This window comes from Pseudomonas amygdali (genome assembly GCF_002699855.1).
Taxonomy (GTDB): Bacteria; Pseudomonadota; Gammaproteobacteria; order Pseudomonadales; family Pseudomonadaceae; genus Aquipseudomonas; species Aquipseudomonas amygdali.
Genome location: NZ_LKBW01000020.1, coordinates 1 through 16,877, shown reverse-complemented (window position 1 = coordinate 16,877; position 16,877 = coordinate 1). Strand labels below are relative to the sequence as shown.

Annotated in this window: 12 protein-coding genes and 2 pseudogenes; 5 read left to right on the top strand and 9 right to left on the bottom strand. The window is 59.3% G+C overall.

What is annotated here, in order from left to right; genetic code table 11:
* The first annotated feature begins 30 nt into the window (after positions 1 to 30).
* Positions 31 to 591: a permease gene (locus AO277_RS02780; RefSeq protein ID WP_080899313.1), complete on the top strand. Its 561-nt coding sequence runs from the start codon at positions 31 to 33 to the stop codon at positions 589 to 591.
* A gap of 47 nt (positions 592 to 638) precedes the next feature.
* Here AO277_RS02780 and AO277_RS02775 read toward each other — a convergent pair whose 3' ends face one another.
* The 7 genes and pseudogenes from AO277_RS02775 to AO277_RS02745 all read right to left on the bottom strand — a co-directional run bounded on the left by AO277_RS02775 (position 639) and on the right by AO277_RS02745 (position 8,641).
* Positions 639 to 2,876 carry an ATP-binding protein gene (locus tag AO277_RS02775; protein WP_044319496.1) on the bottom strand — a complete coding sequence of 746 codons (2,238 nt, stop codon included), beginning with the start codon at positions 2,874 to 2,876 and terminating at the stop codon, positions 639 to 641.
* Entirely contained in the window at positions 2,873 to 3,487 is a 615-nt protein-coding gene (locus AO277_RS02770) for a biliverdin-producing heme oxygenase (RefSeq protein ID WP_044319497.1), read from the bottom strand. Before AO277_RS02770 ends, AO277_RS02775 begins: the two co-directional genes overlap by 4 nt.
* Before the next feature lie 350 nt (positions 3,488 to 3,837).
* Positions 3,838 to 5,870: pseudogene (locus tag AO277_RS02765) on the bottom strand (LTA synthase family protein).
* A 10-nt stretch (positions 5,871 to 5,880) separates the two neighbouring features.
* Positions 5,881 to 6,501 carry a hypothetical protein gene (locus tag AO277_RS02760; protein WP_002554358.1) on the bottom strand — a complete coding sequence of 207 codons (621 nt, stop codon included), beginning with the start codon at positions 6,499 to 6,501 and terminating at the stop codon, positions 5,881 to 5,883.
* Positions 6,498 to 7,794 (bottom strand): annotated as a pseudogene (locus AO277_RS02755) (sialidase family protein). Before AO277_RS02755 ends, AO277_RS02760 begins: the two are co-directional and overlap by 4 nt.
* A 38-nt stretch (positions 7,795 to 7,832) precedes the next feature.
* Positions 7,833 to 8,378: a cytochrome b/b6 domain-containing protein gene (locus AO277_RS02750; protein WP_044319498.1), complete on the bottom strand. Its 546-nt coding sequence runs from the start codon at positions 8,376 to 8,378 to the stop codon at positions 7,833 to 7,835.
* Positions 8,378 to 8,641: a PepSY domain-containing protein gene (locus tag AO277_RS02745; protein ID WP_002554361.1), complete on the bottom strand. Its 264-nt coding sequence runs from the start codon at positions 8,639 to 8,641 to the stop codon at positions 8,378 to 8,380. The genes AO277_RS02750 and AO277_RS02745 overlap by 1 nt, the downstream gene beginning before the upstream one ends.
* Positions 8,642 to 8,809: 168 nt before the next feature.
* Between AO277_RS02745 and AO277_RS02740 the strand changes: the two genes are divergently transcribed.
* On the top strand, positions 8,810 to 9,472 hold the full coding sequence (locus tag AO277_RS02740) for a response regulator (RefSeq protein ID WP_002554362.1): 663 nt from the start codon (positions 8,810 to 8,812) through the stop codon (positions 9,470 to 9,472).
* Positions 9,469 to 10,842 carry a sensor histidine kinase gene (locus tag AO277_RS02735; protein ID WP_044319499.1) on the top strand — a complete coding sequence of 458 codons (1,374 nt, stop codon included), beginning with the start codon at positions 9,469 to 9,471 and terminating at the stop codon, positions 10,840 to 10,842. The genes AO277_RS02740 and AO277_RS02735 overlap by 4 nt, the downstream gene beginning before the upstream one ends.
* Positions 10,843 to 10,854: 12 nt before the next feature.
* Here AO277_RS02735 and amaA read toward each other — a convergent pair whose 3' ends face one another.
* On the bottom strand, positions 10,855 to 12,141 hold the full coding sequence (gene amaA / locus AO277_RS02730) for an L-pipecolate oxidase (protein ID WP_044319500.1): 1,287 nt from the start codon (positions 12,139 to 12,141) through the stop codon (positions 10,855 to 10,857).
* 42 nt (positions 12,142 to 12,183) lie between these two features.
* Positions 12,184 to 13,674: an L-piperidine-6-carboxylate dehydrogenase gene (gene amaB, locus AO277_RS02725; RefSeq protein ID WP_044319501.1), complete on the bottom strand. Its 1,491-nt coding sequence runs from the start codon at positions 13,672 to 13,674 to the stop codon at positions 12,184 to 12,186.
* A 253-nt stretch (positions 13,675 to 13,927) separates the two neighbouring features.
* Between amaB and AO277_RS02720 the strand changes: the two genes are divergently transcribed.
* Positions 13,928 to 15,175: a 2-aminoadipate transaminase gene (locus AO277_RS02720; protein WP_044319502.1), complete on the top strand. Its 1,248-nt coding sequence runs from the start codon at positions 13,928 to 13,930 to the stop codon at positions 15,173 to 15,175.
* Positions 15,176 to 15,198: 23 nt separating this feature from the next.
* The gene (gene hglS / locus AO277_RS02715) at positions 15,199 to 16,578 is read left to right on the top strand and encodes a 2-oxoadipate dioxygenase/decarboxylase HglS (RefSeq protein ID WP_044319505.1); all 1,380 of its coding nucleotides are present in this window, start codon (positions 15,199 to 15,201) and stop codon (positions 16,576 to 16,578) included.
* Positions 16,579 to 16,877 lie beyond the last annotated feature (299 nt).

Sequence of the window (16,877 nt, the reverse complement as noted above, 5' to 3'; positions counted from 1 at the left end):
TTTGGTCGGCATACATGCACCTCTAGCTACATGTTATGCCCGAACACAAAATTTCTGACAGTCTCTTTTTTAGAAAGCCCTGACTTTCTCATTACCGTAATATTGGCGTTTGCGGGAAATCTTGCTTACTACACAGGCCTGCTCATCCGCCAAAAAACCATCTACAACTACAGCCTAAAAACCGACGGTGCCACAGTCGAGTATTACCTCCACTACCCCGACTTCGCCTCCGCACTTTTCAAAGGCATCGCTATTTTCGTCATCCTGGCATTCGTCCTCGTCGCCCTTCTCACCGGATCATTGCTCTTCCTGATCGGCCCAGTGGCGATGGCTTTTATCACAGCCATCAAACTGCTGAACTGGGAAAACCCCGTCCACCATCGACAAACCGCCCCGTGGCATTTGCATGAATTTGTCACGGTTGATCACAGACGTCTGATGGTCATTATCCATTGCGAGGATATAACCAGCGGATTCGCCGCGCGTTTTCCCAGCAAGGCGCTTATGGACAAGTACCTCGCGTTTCTGCGCAAGGTACTTCCGGCGAACGCTGAATACATCGAAAAAGCCACTAACTGGCATCAGGGCTGACGCAACTCAGGGTTGAGCCGACACACACTGCAAGCCTGAGAAAGCGATCAAACTGCGATTGGCACCGTGAAGCGGAACTCGCTGCCCTCGCCCACCCGGCTTTGCGCAGCCAGTTCACCGCCGTGTGCCTTGATGATGCCTTGGGAGATGTATAAACCCAGACCGGTGCCGGTAGGGTTGCCTTCCTTGACGGTCCAGTAGCGTTCGAAGATGTGCGGCAATTGCTCGGGAGGGATGCCTTCGCCGGAATCACGCACGGTGAACACGATTTGAGTGCCGTTGGACATCGCCGCCACGCCGATCTTGCCCAGTTTCGGGGTGAACTTGATGGCGTTGCCGATCAGGTTAGACAGCACCTGAAACAGGCGCTCCGGGTCGGCCTGGACCTTGAGGTCGGGCTCGGCATTGAAGGAAATCTCGATGGATTTATCCAACGCCAGCGGAGCCAGCAAGGTGTAGGCCTCTTCGAAAATCTGGCTGACTTCCAGTGGCTGCGGTGTGATGGTGTAGCGGCCTGCTTCGATTTTCGACGTGTCGAGCAGGTCTTCGAGCAACACATTCATGCGGCTGGCTGCTTGCTGCATGGTGTCGATTGCCGTGGAAATACGCCGCGAGGTGTGTGGCCCATCGGAGCTGAACGACTTCTGCATCATTCCGCAGAGCATGGAAATGACCGTCATCGGGTTGCGCAGGTCATGGGAAACGACCGCTACCAGTTCGTCACGGGCACGAACGGCCTGTTGCTCCTTGCGCACCTGGCGGGCAAGGTCGTTTTCCAGCGCGGAGCGGCGCAGGTCGTTAGCTGCAAATACGTCGCCATGGCTCCACTTTGGCGCAATCCCGGTCATTTCGACCTTCCAGATTTCAAACGATGTGCGCGGCCGAAGGCGCATACCGCCTTCCGAGCTTTCCATGTTCAGCGGTTTGTTCGGATCACCGCTCCACTGGACGCTTTCCTTGACCTCGGAACGAAACCAGATCACGCCGTTATCCACAGGTTTGGGCAAGTTCATGGCCAATACACCACTGGCGACTGGCTGGTAAGCTTCCCCGGGCGCGTAGACGCTGGAAAGATGATGACTGGCATACACCGGCTCGCCGCCTGCAATCATCCATGTGTGCAGCGCACGTATATCCGAAACCTCCGGGCAGGCCCCGAAACAATGCGTTTGCCGGTCTTCGATGATGGCGACGCCGCTCGCGCCTACCAGATCCATCAATAACTGTGGTTGCTGCGCCAGACCGTCAAAGACGTTTTCTTCGGACTCGGCCATGGCCAGATTCAATTGCTCGAGCGCCCTGACTTTCGCCTCTCGCTGACGGCTTATTTCCAGCGCTTCCATCGCGCTGATCTGCAGCGACAACACCTGACCGATCGCCTGGCAGGCACTGCGCAGTTCGTGGGACACGTACAACGGGGTACGGTGCCCGCAACTGATCAGGCCCCACAACTTGCCGCCCTGAATCAGCGAAACACTCATGGACGACAGCACGCCCATGTTTTTCATGTACTGACAGTGGATCGGCGAAACACTTCGCAGCGTCGAAAAACTCAGATCGAGTTGCTGCTGAGTGTCGGGGCGCAATTGAGGCACCAATGGCACCGGGGTGTAATCGGCATCCGGAATAATGCGCAGCCAGTTGCGGCGGTACAGTTCGCGCGCCTGCTCGGGAATGTCCGACGCCGGAAAGAACAGGCCGTTGAAGAGTTCCATGCTGGGTGCAGACGCTTCAGCGATCACCTGACCATGGCCTTCTTCTTCGAAACGATAGATCAGTACCCGGTCGTAACCGGTCATACGCTGGATCTCGCGGACACTGACTTCATACAGCGTTTGCAGATCACTCGCAGCGTGCAACTGACGCAACATACGGCCCATGTTGCCAGTGCGCTCGGTATAACTGACCGCTTGCGCGTCCTTGTCCTGAATCTCGAGTTCCAGAACCAGTACCCCCTGATTGCGGTGCATCAAGGCTTCGAACTCGATGCCATTGACCGTCATCAGCAAGCGTTGCGCATCAACGAACAAATCATGAGCGCTGGCGCTTCTGATCACCTCGGCCCAGCCGGCCCCCAGAACATGCTCGAGGCCTTTACCGAGAACCTGTTCGGGTGCATGGCCCAGCACGCTCTGCACGTTCGCACTGACCTGCAGGATCGTCAGGTTTGGCTCTTCCAGAGTGAACAACAGACCGTGAGGCTGAATGGCTCCGGGAAACTGAATAGGCTCATCCGCACAATTGGCCAGGAGGACTTCAAAAGCGTCCTTGTCGAGTTGGCTCATAGCAGTACCTCTTGACTATCGAGCCATTGCTCGAAACATGCAAATGTGGACTGCGCCGCAAACGCTGCGGCGTCAATAAAAACAACTTCTCGCGGCACTGCATCCAGGTGGTTCAAAAACGCCCTCCAGCGTGGCCCGGTATCGGCACCGTAAACATCGAGAAAGGCCGCTCCACTCTGCTCATCCAGACCCAGTCGCCTGTTTATTTCGCGCCGTAACACCTGCCCGCCCAACGTTGCACCTTCAAAGACGTACATGACTCCCAGGCATGAACCGGGCGTATCCACTGCTGGCAATTGCTCGCAGCGAGGCAGTTGCCTGATGTCGTCATCAGACAGACCCAGAGCACGCAGGTCCTCGACCAGCACAGCGGTTTTGACCCGATCTTGCGGGATAAGCTCCGCAGGCATCAAGGCACTGTCGTGCAATGCAGCTTCAAGCGGTGCATAAAAGCCGTAATAAGCCTTAAGCAAGCGAAGGTAAAGAGCATGATCCAGCGCGGGTGAAAAAAACGGCATGCGTTTTTCGAGCTTAACGTGAAGCTGACTCGTTTCAGCACGCAGTGCATCAAGCAGTTTCGGTGGGGTAACACATGAAAAACTTGCCGGCATCCAGGAAGGCTCTTGAGTGTGCAATAGACAAAAAACGCATCCGAACGAAAACAGGCCGCCAAAATACAGATTCGAAGCAAAATCCGACAGTTTTTTCCGGTATTAGCGATGAAATACCATAATCCACCAGAAAAATAGCCAGTGTCTCGGTCAGCTATTTATACCGCCCGAAGAACTTGCTCTTGACTGGTGACGATAGTCGAAAACAGCGCCATGTACGTCTTTAATCCGTGCAGGGTTCACATTGGCAAGCACTTTAACATCATCAAATACAGATGCCATCATTACGCAAGCATACGGCCTTGACCATAGGCTTGCGCAATATCCTGCGCCTGGCGCGGTTCGGGTGATCAACGCACGTTCTGATACAGCATCATTCGCGAGGTTTCATGCAGACCGCGAGTGAGGTCACGCAGCCGCTCGAACTCTTGCGGGTTCTGCTCGGCGACGTTATCCAGCGGCGTGGGGAAGACAGATCGTGAAGCGTGGGCGAGCTGCCATCGTGCTCCATTTGCAGCAGGTAGTTACGGGTAACACCGCCAATCAGCGGGAACGCGCCTTCACGCAGTACCAACGGCACCACACGCTCGCCTTCGGGGGCGGGCTGCTGAATGTCACGGCCCATCGTGCCGCTGGTGAATGGCATACCGGTCATTCCCGCCAGTGTCGGCAGTAGATCCGCAAGGCCGACCGCGTCATCGACTACCCGGGTGCCCAGCAGGCCGGGCGCATGAATCAACAGCGGAACGTTATTGCTCTCCAGCCCCAGTTGTTCGAACGCCGGGGCCATGTGCGGGATCTGGCTAATGCGTGTGTTGTGATCACCAAACAGCACAAAGATGGTGTTTTCGTAATAACCGCCCGCCTTGGCCAGTTCCATCAACCGACCGATATTGAAGTCCAGCAGACGCACCGCATTGTATTGCTCCACGCTTCGCGAAGCGGCAGCCTGGACCTGCTGCAGTGTCTTGTCGCTGACCTGAAAACCATCGTTGTCTTTGGGGATGGTAAATGGCCGGTGATTGCCAGCGGTCTGTACGTAGGCGAAGAACGGTTTGTCAGCTGGCAACGCGCGCAGAATCCGGTCGCTCTCCTTGAACAGATCCAGGTCGGAAATCCCCCACACATCCACCTGCGGCGACTTCCAGTCGCGCTCGTCGTAAAGACGCACGTCATCGATACTGCGGCGGATCAACGCGTTCATGTTGGCCCAACCGGAATTGCCACCAATCATGTACAGCTTCTCGTAGCCCTTGAAGTCATTGATGATGGTGTTTTGACGGGTCAGCAGCGGATGACGCGTGGCCGTTTCCTGCCGGGTCACATCAGGCACCCCGGTGATGCTTGCCCAGACCGTTTTTGCGGTGCCGGTCACCGGCACATAGAAGTGCTTGAAGAACCAGCTTTGAGTCGCCAGGTGGTCCAGATTCGGCGTCGGGTTCAGCGGATTGCCGTAGGCACCGACAGCACTGGTGCCCAGTGATTCAAGCATGACGAACATGACATTCGGCGGCCGCTCGCTGCGCACTCGGTAAGGCTGCACAGGCTGGTGACGCTTGAAGTTCAAGGCCTGCGCATCTGGCTGCTGGACACCCAGATAGCGCGCGACCGACTCATAGTGCTCGCGCACCTGGGCTTCATCGAAGTGGGACTGGGAGACCTTGAGCGTGTCGTACAGGAACAGCGCCGGGTTGAGCCCCAGTGCCGCGACCTGGCTGTTGCCGGAGAAGAATGCATCGCTCCAGCGCAACGGTACGGGATTTTCCAGATTGAGATTCTCGACCCGGCCCAGCAAACCGAGAAAGGTCGCACAGACCACCAGTGCCGAACCCCAGACCACGGACCAGCGATTGAGCGGCCGGGCCTGGCGGTCCAGAGTGACACGTTCAAGCCTGAGCAGCGCCAAGCCAAGCGCTGCAACGGTCAGCAACCAGCCGGCAGTGATCCACAGCACCGGATAGGTCTGCCAGAGCATGTCCCGGGAAATCTGCGCATCCTCCAGATAGCGCATCACGCTGGCGTTGAGCCTGACCCCGAGATAGGCGTAATGACCAAAGTCGACGATATGAATCATCGTCAGAACAGCCAGCGCAACAATCAGATAGCCTCGCGCCAGCCAGCGCAAGACCGGCTGGCTGACCATGTTCCAGCGCGGCAACCAGAGCAACACTGCGACCGGCAGCAGTATCAGCAGCGCCAGACGCAGGTCGAAACGCACGCCGATACCCAGCGTCTGCGCAACCTCGCCATGGGTAAACAGGGCGCCCGGCTCGACGCCAGAAAATCCGAAGAAAAACACCCCCCTCAGTAACGCCGACAGCAGGAATACCAATATGACCGCGCTCAGCCAATAGTGCAGGCGTCGCGATTGCAACCAACTCATCGTCATTCCTCTAGACATTGCCAGCAGACAGAGTGGCCGAACGGCGCGACTCCGTTGCCCGGCGATAAACAAAACGGATGCCCAGGCTCAGCAAAGCCCCGCAGCAGTACAGGGCGAGAAGCGGGTCAATCAGGTAATCCCAATAATTTTCCGACGGTTTGATACGAAATGTGAATGCCAGCGTCGCAGCAGCCAGCATCACCACAGCCAGCGCATTACGCATCAAGACCAGCCCCAACGCGATAACGGCGACAATAATGATCATCGGTCGCGGATTGTAACCCCAGCGGTAGGGGTCGAAGTAAGTCAGACCCAGCGTGGCCGGATACAACGTCAGCGCCAGCACAGCGAACACCAGCAGCATCACCCATCGCCGGGACACTGCCATCGGTCTGAGCACACCCAATCGCTGCAAGGTCAGCCAGCCCAGCACCACCAAACTGCTGATTGCCAGATCGTCGGTCAGGCTGCGAGCGTACGACGCCATCGACAAACCGTCGAATGAAATAACGCTCAACAGCGAGGTCGCTGCCAGCAGGCCACAGCGCCACCATAACGATGCGGTCAGCGGAGCCAATAGCACAAACAGGGTCCAGGCAAACGCCAGATGAGCCAATCCCAAAGCGATCATAAAAGTTGCTCCGCCAGCCAGGCCTCGTTGAAGCTGACGTGTTTGATGAAGGTGTTATTCCACGAGTAGACCAGGTGATACAGGCCGTCCGGGCTGCGGATGAAGTACGGGTATTCGTATTCGAAATCACACCCCTGCGCGGAACAGACACGCTGGTCCAGATTGCTCAGAAACTCGGCTTCCATCGGTTGGCGACGTGCGCCGCTGGAAGCGCGAAAGCCTTCGCCGATGGCAGCCTTGTAGGCTTCCAGGGCAAACGGTGTACCCAGCGGATCGGGTGACTTGTCCAGATCCGGCAGCGGCCGCCAGACCTTCATCTGCTCGTCGGTGCTGTACAGGCTGAGCTTGAAGCGACCTTCGCGCAGATCATTCAACGCCACCAGCAAGCCCTTACCCGGTACGCCGACGGCGGCCAGCGACGAGTTGGGGTTGCTGGGTGTCAGCGGTTGCGGCTCGCTCCAGGTCTGACCGCCGTCTTCGGTACGGCTGGCCAGTACCCGGTGAAACGTCTCGCCGGCATAACGCAGCAAGGCTACGGCGCGTTGGCCGTCCAACGGTACGACGGTGGGCTGCAGGGAATTTTTACCGCGGCTGATGCGAAACTTGTCGATGACTTCGCCATCTGCGCTCAGATACAGGTATTCGGCAAACTTGCCGAGAAACTCGTGGTAGACCGGCAGGCCGATCGAGCCGTCGGTATGAAACACCGGCGCCACGTACCAGCGTGCTGATGTTCAAAAACGGCGATGTCACCAGCTGCCACGGCGGCGACCAACTGGCCCCCATATCGCTGGACACCATGGCATTGACGGTACTGCCCGCCCAGCCGCCGACCGAGACTGACACGTAGAACAGCCACAGGCGATTGTCCGGAGCCAGCGCGATCACCGGGTTGCCCAGTTTGCGGATGTATTTGCCAGTACCTGACTGAGTGGACGCCCGGGTCGCCAGGACCTGCTCGCCGCCCCATTCACCGTTGGACGCATCGAACCGCGAGGTACGTATTTCAACGTCTCCCGCGCCTTCGCGAGAACCGGCGAACCATAACGACATGAGGTCGCCGCCAGGCAATGCCGTCACGGCTGACGAATGCACGAAATCGTCCAGATCAGAAGACGCAAAACGCGAAATGTAGGATGCCTTGGGTGCCACACTTTCAGCATCGACCGGTGCGGTGCTCACGACAAAGGCAGATATCCGGTGCTGTGGATGGCTTAGCCATGCACTGAGAAAAATCACTACAACAATCAGGCCTGCGCTCCATGCAGTCAGGTTTTGGGAAATAACACGCATCAGGAGGCATCACTGTGATGAAGGGCAAGGAGGTGGTTTCAGCGATGGCGATCTTCAGGTAACGGACGTCGTTTGCCTGTCAGCATCGACAAGGGCAGGTTGTCACGCACTTGAAAGCTTTCGAAGATGGCCGCGGCCATGTGCAGCACTACCAGGGCACACAATATATTGGCGAGAATTTCATGAGCCTGCAAAGGCCAGTCAGCACCCCACAAGGCATCGACTTCCTCCATCAGGAAGCCGGTCAGGCCCATGCCGAAGATCAGCGCCATCATGAGTACCATGACCAGCGCACCGAGCGGAGAATGACCGAGCCTGTGTACCGGCTGCCGGTTGATCAGCGACCGGACATGCGCACGCAGGCGCGCCGGGCTCGGCCAGAAATCGCTCCAGCGCGCGCTGGCTGGTCCGATGAATCCCCACACCACTCGCACCGCCAGCCAGGCAACCGCGTAATAGCCCAGCCAGACGTGCCAGTCGTCACCCGCCTCATTGAAGAAGTAATTGGCAACGAAAACACCCGCGATCGAGATATGAAACAGTCTGACCAGCGGGTCCCACAGGCGCAGGGAAACCCGGTTCATTACTTGATCTCGGTCTTGACCGCTTTACCAGTGACCGGATCGTGATAGATCTCGACCTTGCGCTTGTCCTTGTCGAAGCCGTAAATCTCGTAGCAGTTGCCGTCAGTCACTTTGAACTTGCTGATCTCGTAACCCTGAGCCTTGAGCTGCTCCTGGAATTTGGCCTGATCCTGCCATTGGGACTTTTCAGCGGTGGTGCATTGCGGACCGGCAAGGGCCAGCGGGCTGGCCAGCAACAGGGAAACCAGCAGGACTTTACGCATGACAGATACTCACAGGCAGTTAAGGAGCCGCTACTGTGCGAAACCAGTCTTAGGAAAAGCTTAATACGCAACAGCTCGTAACATCTTCCCGGACACACGGCACTTCGCGACGCTGCCTGCTGACGGCATGATGGCGCCCTTCTCACCCTATTCATTGGTCACAACCCTATGCGCCTGCTTCTTGTCGAGGATGATCGTGCGATTGGCCAAGGCATCCGTGTGGCCCTGAACACCGAGGGCTACACGCTGGACTGGCTGGAAGACGGGCTGAGCGCGCTGCACGCCCTGCGCAGCGAACCCTTCGACCTGTTGCTGCTCGACCTCGGCCTGCCGCGCATGGATGGTTTCGATCTGCTGCGCCAGTTGCGCGCCGAAGAGCTTGCCCTGCCGGTGCTGATCCTGACCGCGCGCGACGGCACCGCCGACCGTATTGCCGGTCTGGACGCCGGTGCAGACGACTACCTGATCAAGCCGTTCGACGTCGATGAACTCAAAGCCCGGGTCCGAGCTTTGCTCAGGCGCAGCCAGGGACGTGCGCAGCCGTTGCTGGAACACGCCGGCATCAGCCTCGACCCGGCTTCGCAGCAGGTCAGTTTTCAGGGCAGCGAAGTGCCGATGACGCCAATGGAATATCAACTGCTGCACCAATTGATGATCCGCCCCGGCAAGGTGGTCACCCGCGAGCGCTTGTCCAATACCCTGTATGGCTGGCAGGACAAGGTCGAAAGCAACACTCTGGAAGTGTTGATTCACAACCTGCGCAAGAAACTGTCCACCGAACTGATCCGCACCGTGCGCGGCGTCGGCTACCTGCTGGAGCTCAAGGCATGACCTCGGTACGCGCGCGCATTCTGGTCCCGGTGCTGGTGCTGTTGCTGCTCGGCAACCTGGCGATAAGCCTGCTCGCGCTGCGCGACAGCCATCACGAAATCGAAGAAGTCTACGATGCGCAATTGGCCCAGAGCGCGCGCCTGTTGCAGGGTGTGCTGCGCCAGCGCGCTGCGGGTGAGCAGGATCTGGACAAGCTTTATCAGGCGTTCGATCAGGCCATGAGCCGGGTCGGCACCAGTGGCGTTGCCCATCCGTACGAAACCCGGCTGACGTTTCAGGTCTGGCGCACGTCGGGCGAGCTTTTGGTGCGTTCGGCCGAAGCGCCGCTGCTCAGTGCGCCTCCCGCAGAAGAAGGCTCGCATGATCTGGTCGAGAACGGGCATGAGTGGTGCGGCTTCCTCCTGGCCGACCCGCAGCAGGGTTTCCTGATCTGGGTCGGTGAGCGCGACGATGTGCGTCAGGACCTGATTCAGCGCATTGTCAGCCACACCTTGTGGCCGACGCTGATCGGCGTGCCGCTGCTGGTGGTCGCGATCTGGCTGGCGATCGGCTGGGGCCTGCGCCCGTTGCAGTCGATGGCCAGGGTCATTCGCCAACGCGATGCCGAAAGCCTTGAGCCGCTTGATATAACACCGCTGCCCAAAGAGCTCGAACCCATGCAACACGCGCTCAACCGTCTGCTGACCCAGATCGAAAGCGTGCTGGAGCGCGAGCGGCGGTTTATCGCCGACGCCGCCCACGAACTGCGTACACCGCTGACCATTCTGCGCATCCACGCACAGAACGCCCGCCAGGCTGAAACCCCGGAACAGCGTCTGGAGGCACTGAATTTTCTCGTGCACGGCGTCGACCGTGCTGCCCGTCTGGCCAGCCAGTTGCTGACGATGGCCCGACTTGAGCCGCGCCTTGAAGTCAGCCAGTTACAAACCTTTGAACTGAACACTTTGGTGCGCGAGGAAATGGCCGAGCTCACGCCGCTGGCACTGGAGAAGCGTGTCGATCTGGTGTTCGAGGCGGGCGATGACTGCGTGATCCACAGCGACCCATCAGCCATCACCATCGCACTGCAGAATCTGCTGACCAACGCGCTCAACTTCGCCCCGCCGGCCAGCGAGATTCGCGTGATGCTCAACCGCCAGGAAGACGGCAGCGCGTACTTGTCAGTCGAAGACGCAGGGCCGGGTATCGACGAGAAACAGAAAGCACGCCTTTTTGAACGCTTCTACAGTCAGGGCCACAGCAATGGCGCTGGGCTGGGGCTGGCGATCGTCGATATGATCGTGCGCAAACTGGAAAGCAGCCTGCACCTGCGTAATTCAGCGCAGGGCGGGCTGTGTGCGGAGCTGCGAATCAAAAGCAGAATGGCTTGAAAGCCAGTCGGCTCAGAGCACCACGCGTAAGCACTGGCCAGCGTGATACAGCGTGAAACCGGCGTCGTAAGCCAGCGTACGCAGGCCATTGGCCGAGACCTTTTTGCTGCTGGAAAAGCTCACCGGCAGCGCAGTTGCGTCGTTGCTCAGCAGGTAATCAGCAAAGCACTTGCCCACCAGCGTTCCGGTGGTTACGCCGCGGCCATTGAAACCGGTCGCGGCCAGCAAGCCGGGCGCAGGCTCGAACAGACGCAGCAAATGGTCGGGCGTGAAACCGATTCGGCCAGTCCAGGTGCTCTGCCACTCAACCCGACCCAACTGGGGAAAGTAGTGCTGCTGGATGCGATCAGCCCACTGACGAATAAACCACAGCGGATAATTGCCAGCGTTGCCAAGGCTGCCCAGCACCAGTCGCCCGTGGGCATCGCGACGAATACTGCTGAGCACCGTGCGCGTGTCCCAGGAGCCCTGCCCGCCACGCAGAATGCCCGCCTGCTCGCTGCCGCTGAGCGGCTGTGAAGCGACCTGATAGTAGTAGCCTGCGAAGATGTGATCCTTGACGTCGGTCCACTCACCTTCGGTGTAGGCGTTGGAGGCAATGATGACCTTCTCGGCGCGCACACTGCCCGCGGCGGTGGACACTTTCCAGCCATCGGCAGTGCGTTGCAGCCCGTTGACGGGAGACTCGCCAAACAACTGACCGCCCAGCGCCACAACATTGAGCGCCATGCCTGACACATACGCCATCGGGTTCACCGTACCGGCACGGTGATCGAGCAATGCCCCGCTGACCTTGTCGGTGCCACAGGCATCTTCACAGGGTTTTCCGGTCAGCAGTTCGACCCTGGCACCGCGCCGCTGCCACTGCTCGGCACGGCTGCGCAGATCAGCCAGTCCTTTTGCATTGTGGGCCATGTGCAGGTTGCCGGTGCGGGTGTCCTGACACTCGATGCGGTACTTGTCGATAGTCGAAAACACCAGCGCCGGAGCCGCGCCCAATGCACTATTGAGGCGGCTGGCCTCGACACTGCCCAATACCTTGTCCAGTTCATCGGGTGCCACCCAGGTGCCTGCACTCACCAGACCGACGTTGCGCCCGGAGCCGCCATGACCAACCTGATGAGCTTCCACCACGCACACCGATTTGCCGCCTTCCAGCAACCGCAACGCCGCCGACAAACCGGTGAAACCTGCGCCGATGATGCACACGTCGGCGCTTCGGTCCCCAATCAAGGCCGGACTGACCGGACGTTGCGGAGTCAATTGTTCCCACAGACAGCCTTCAGCAAACTGCACCATCGAAAAGCTCCAGCAATGTCGGCAATAAGCGCCCGGTTCACATCAGTCGAAAACGATGCCCTGAGCCAGCGGCAACTCGCGGGAGTAGTTGACGGTATTAGTCTGCCGGCGCATGTAGGCGCGCCACGAATCGGAGCCGGACTCGCGCCCCCCACCGGTTTCCTTCTCGCCACCAAATGCCCCGCCGATTTCCGCACCGCTGGTGCCGATATTGACGTTGGCAATACCGCAATCGCTGCCCGCGGCACTCTGGAAAGCCTCGGCCTCACGCAGGTCGGTAGTGAAAATGCACGACGACAGGCCCTGCGGCACTTCGTTGTTCAGGCGCAAGGCCTCTTCGAAGTCGTCGTAAGCCAGCACGTAGAGAATCGGCGCGAAGGTTTCGTGACGCACGACTTCGCTCTGGCCAGGCATTTCGGCAATGGCCGGCGTGACGTAGTAGCCGTTCGGGTATTTGTCCTGCAACTGACGCTCGCCACCGAACACCTGACCGCCCTCGTCGCGCGCCTTGGTCAGCGCATTCTGCATGGCCGAAAATGCTTGCTGGTCAATCAGCGGACCGATCAGATTACCTTCACGAGGATCACCGACACGCACCTTGGCGTAGGCCGCTTTAACCCGGGAAACCACTTCGTCCTTGATCGAGCGATGCACAATCAGACGACGCAGCGTGGTGCAGCGCTGACCGGCAGTGCCCACGGCGCTGAACAGAATGCCGCGCACGGCCAGGTCCAGATCCGCGCTGGGGGCCAGAATCATCGCGTTGTTGCCGCCCAGCTCCAGAATGCTGCGCCCGAAACGGGCAGCAACACGCGGACCGACTTCGCGGCCCATGCGGGTGCTGCCGGTGGCGCTGATCAGTGGCACGCGCGGGTCATCGACCAGCGCTTCACCGGCGTCACGATCACCGATCACCAACTGCGCGAGCGCTGCGGGTGCATCGCCGAAAATCTTCAGCGCCTTGTCGAACAGCGCCTGGCAGGCCAAGGCGGTCAGCGGAGTTTTTTCCGAAGGCTTCCAGATCACCGGGTTGCCGCAGACCAGCGCCAGCGTGGTGTTCCAGGCCCAGACTGCAACCGGGAAGTTGAACGCGCTGATCACACCGACCACGCCCAGCGGGTGCCAGGTTTCACGCATGTGGTGGCCGGGACGTTCGGAGGCGATGGTCAGGCCATATAGTTGGCGCGACAGGCCGACGGCGAAGTCGCAGATGTCGATCATTTCCTGGACTTCACCCAGGCCTTCCTGAGTGATCTTGCCTGCTTCGACCGACACCAGTTCGCCCAGGTCAGCCTTGTGCTCGCGCAGCACTTCACCAAAGATCCGCACCAGCTCGCCACGCCGCGGTGCCGGTACTGTGCGCCACTTCAGAAACGCGCTGCGGGCGCTGTCGATGCGCGCCACGACCTGCTCCTTGCCTTCAAGCGTGACCGAGGCAATCTGGCTGCCATCAATCGGGGTGTAAACCGGATAGTCTCCTTGTGTGTGGGCACTGTTCGCCACGCCCAGACGTGCTAATAACTCGGCAACCATGTTGATTCTCCTGTCATGGAAACGGTGGAAATCACTGATGAACCCAGTATTGATCCACTCGGGGCTGGCCCACAAACGACGTTTTTGAAAAACATGATTCCTTTTAGGAATGAACTGCCTGCCATTAACAGCAACGAAAGCGGCCACATCGGGAATTATTGGAATGACCCGGTGATTTTATTTCGTTTGCGAGCGTTGCCCGATGTTTGTTTGGATAAGGCCATCATGATCCCCCGGAGTCAGGTCCAGGCCGATGAGCGAACACATCAGCGAATCCATTTCGTTTGTCCACAGCATAACGTTGTCCCACGGCCGCAATGCCGAAGTATGGGGCACCACCGGCAAGCGCTATATCGACTTTGTCGGCGGCATCGGGGTGCTCAATCTGGGGCATTGCAACCCTCAGGTGGTCACGGCCATTCAGGATCAGGCGGCAAAGCTGACCCACTATTGCTTCAACGCTACGCCTCACGATCCGTATATCCGCTTCATGCGGCAACTGACGGAGTTCGTACCGGTGAGTTACCCGCTCAGCGGCATGCTCACCAACAGCGGTGCGGAAGCGGCGGAAAACGCCTTGAAGATCGTACGTGGCGCGACGGGCCGCACGGCTGTGATTGCCTTCGATGGCGGCTTTCACGGCCGAACACTGGCAACCCTGAACCTCAATGGCAAGGTGGCGCCCTATAAACAGAAAGTCGGCGTGCTGCCCGGCCCGGTGTTTCACATTCCGTTTCCCAGCAAGGACAACGGCGTGACCACCGAGCAGGCGCTAAAGGCACTGGAGCGACTGTTCAGCGTAGAGATCGATGTCAACGATGTCGCCTGCATCATCTTTGAACCGGTGCAGGGTGAAGGCGGCTTTCTGGCCATGGAGGCGGATTTTGCTCAGGCGCTGCGAGCGTTCTGCGATGAACATGGCATCGTGTTGATCGCCGACGAAATTCAGTCCGGTTTCGGCCGTACCGGGCAGCGCTTTGCGTTCAGCCGCCTGGGCATCGAGCCGGACCTTATTCTGCTGGGCAAGAGCATCGCAGGCGGCATTCCGCTGGGCGCCGTGGTCGGTCGCAAGCATTTGCTCGACAACCTGCCCAAGGGCGGGCTCGGCGGCACCTATTCCGGCAACCCGATTGGCTGCGCTGCGGGCCTGGCCTCGCTGGCACAAATGACTGATGCCAATTTGTCCACCTGGGGTGAGCAGCAGGAAAACGCCATTGTCTCGCGCTACAACGCTTGGCAGGCAGGCAAGCTGTCGCCGTACCTGGGCAGGCTGACCGGCGTAGGCTGCATGCGCGGTATCGAACTGATCACAGCGGATGGCGAGCCAGGGACCCGGCAGCTTGCCGACCTATTGGCCTCAGCGAGGGACGCTGGCCTGTTGTTGATGCCCAGCGGCAAGTCGCGGCACATCATCCGCCTGCTGATCCCGCTGACCATCGAGCCCGATGTTCTGCACGAAGGGCTGGATATTTTCGAGCGTTGCCTGTCAGCGCTGGCTTGAACACGTACGGAGAAACCATCCTGATGAGCACTGCACGCTTTGCCGACCCGGACCAGATCCGCGCGGGCTTTTCTCGCGCCATGTCGCAGATGTACCAGCACGAAGTGCCGCTGTACGGCACGCTGATGGGGCTGGTCAGCGAGGTCAATGCGCAGGTCATGAGCCGCGACAGCCAGGTGCTGAACAGCCTGCGCCAGACCGGCGAGATCCAGCGGCTGGACATGGAACGCCACGGCGCGATCCGCGTCGGTACGGCTGAGGAACTGGCCACCCTCGCCCGCCTGTTTGCGGTGATGGGCATGCAGCCGGTCGGTTATTACGACCTGACCGAAGCCGGTGTGCCGGTTCACTCCACAGCGTTTCGTGCCGTGCATGAACAGGCGTTGCAGGTCAGCCCGTTTCGGGTGTTTACCTCACTGCTGCGCCTGGAACTGATCGAGAGTGACAGCCTGCGCGAGTTTGCCAGTCAGGTGCTGGCCAAGCGCAGAATCTTCACGCCCGGTGCCCTGGCGTTGATCGACAAGCATGAGACAGACGGCGGGTTGAGCGAGCCCGACGCTGCCGAGTTCATTCAGCAGGCGCTGGAAACCTTTCGCTGGCATAACACGGCGACGGTCTCGCTTGACGAGTACCAGAAGCTCAACGTCCAGCATCGCCTGATCGCTGATGTGGTGGCGTTTCGTGGCCCGCACATCAACCACCTCACCCCGCGCACGCTTGACATCGATGCGGTGCAAAGCGGCATGCCCGGCAAAGGCATCACGCCCAAGGCCGTGGTTGAAGGGCCACCGCGTCGCCAGTGTCCGATTCTGTTGCGCCAGACCAGCTTCAAGGCGCTTGAAGAACCCATTACGTTCATTGGTCAGTCGGGCAGCCACTCGGCACGCTTCGGCGAGATCGAACAGCGTGGCGCTGCACTGACCCCCAAAGGTCGCGAGCTGTATGACCGGCTGCTGAACAAGGCCCGCGACGCGCTGGGTGAGTTCCCCAATGAGGCGAATGCCCTGCGCTATGCCGAACTGCTGGAAAACACGTTCGAGGCGTTTCCGGACAGCCACGCTGAAATGCGCAGGCAGGGCCTGGCCTACTTCCGCTATTTCCCGACCGAATCAGGTATTGCCGAGCATGCATCAGGCAGTCTGGAACAGCTTGTCGACGCAGGTCACGTGCGCTTCGAGCCACTGGTGTACGAAGACTTTTTGCCGGTCAGTGCGGCGGGCATTTTCCAGTCCAACCTGGGCGATAACGCACAGGCGCACTACGCGACGAATTCGAATCAGCAGGATTTCGAGCAGGCACTGGGACGCGGGACGCTCAACGAACTGGACCTGTATGCCGACACCCAGCGGCGCTCACTGAAGGAATGCGCCAGGGCGCTGGAACTGAGCAGTCCCGCCTACTAATTAGTGAGAGCGACAGGGCTGCACGATAGTTGAATTATCCGTAAACACCGACGCGGGACGTCAGCACGAAGTTGAGATTANTTCACGACGCTCTGCGTCGCCAAGAGGACGCGGAGCGTCCAGAACGGCATGACGACGCGGAGCGTCGCACGATAATCGGATTGTCCGTGCAGATCGACGCAGAGCTTCGGCACGGAGTTGAGACTATCGTTCCTCACGCTCTGGTATGACCCCCGAAGGTTGGACGCAACCTTTGGAGGCGTCATGGGTAAATATACAGTGCAGGCAAAACTCGCAGC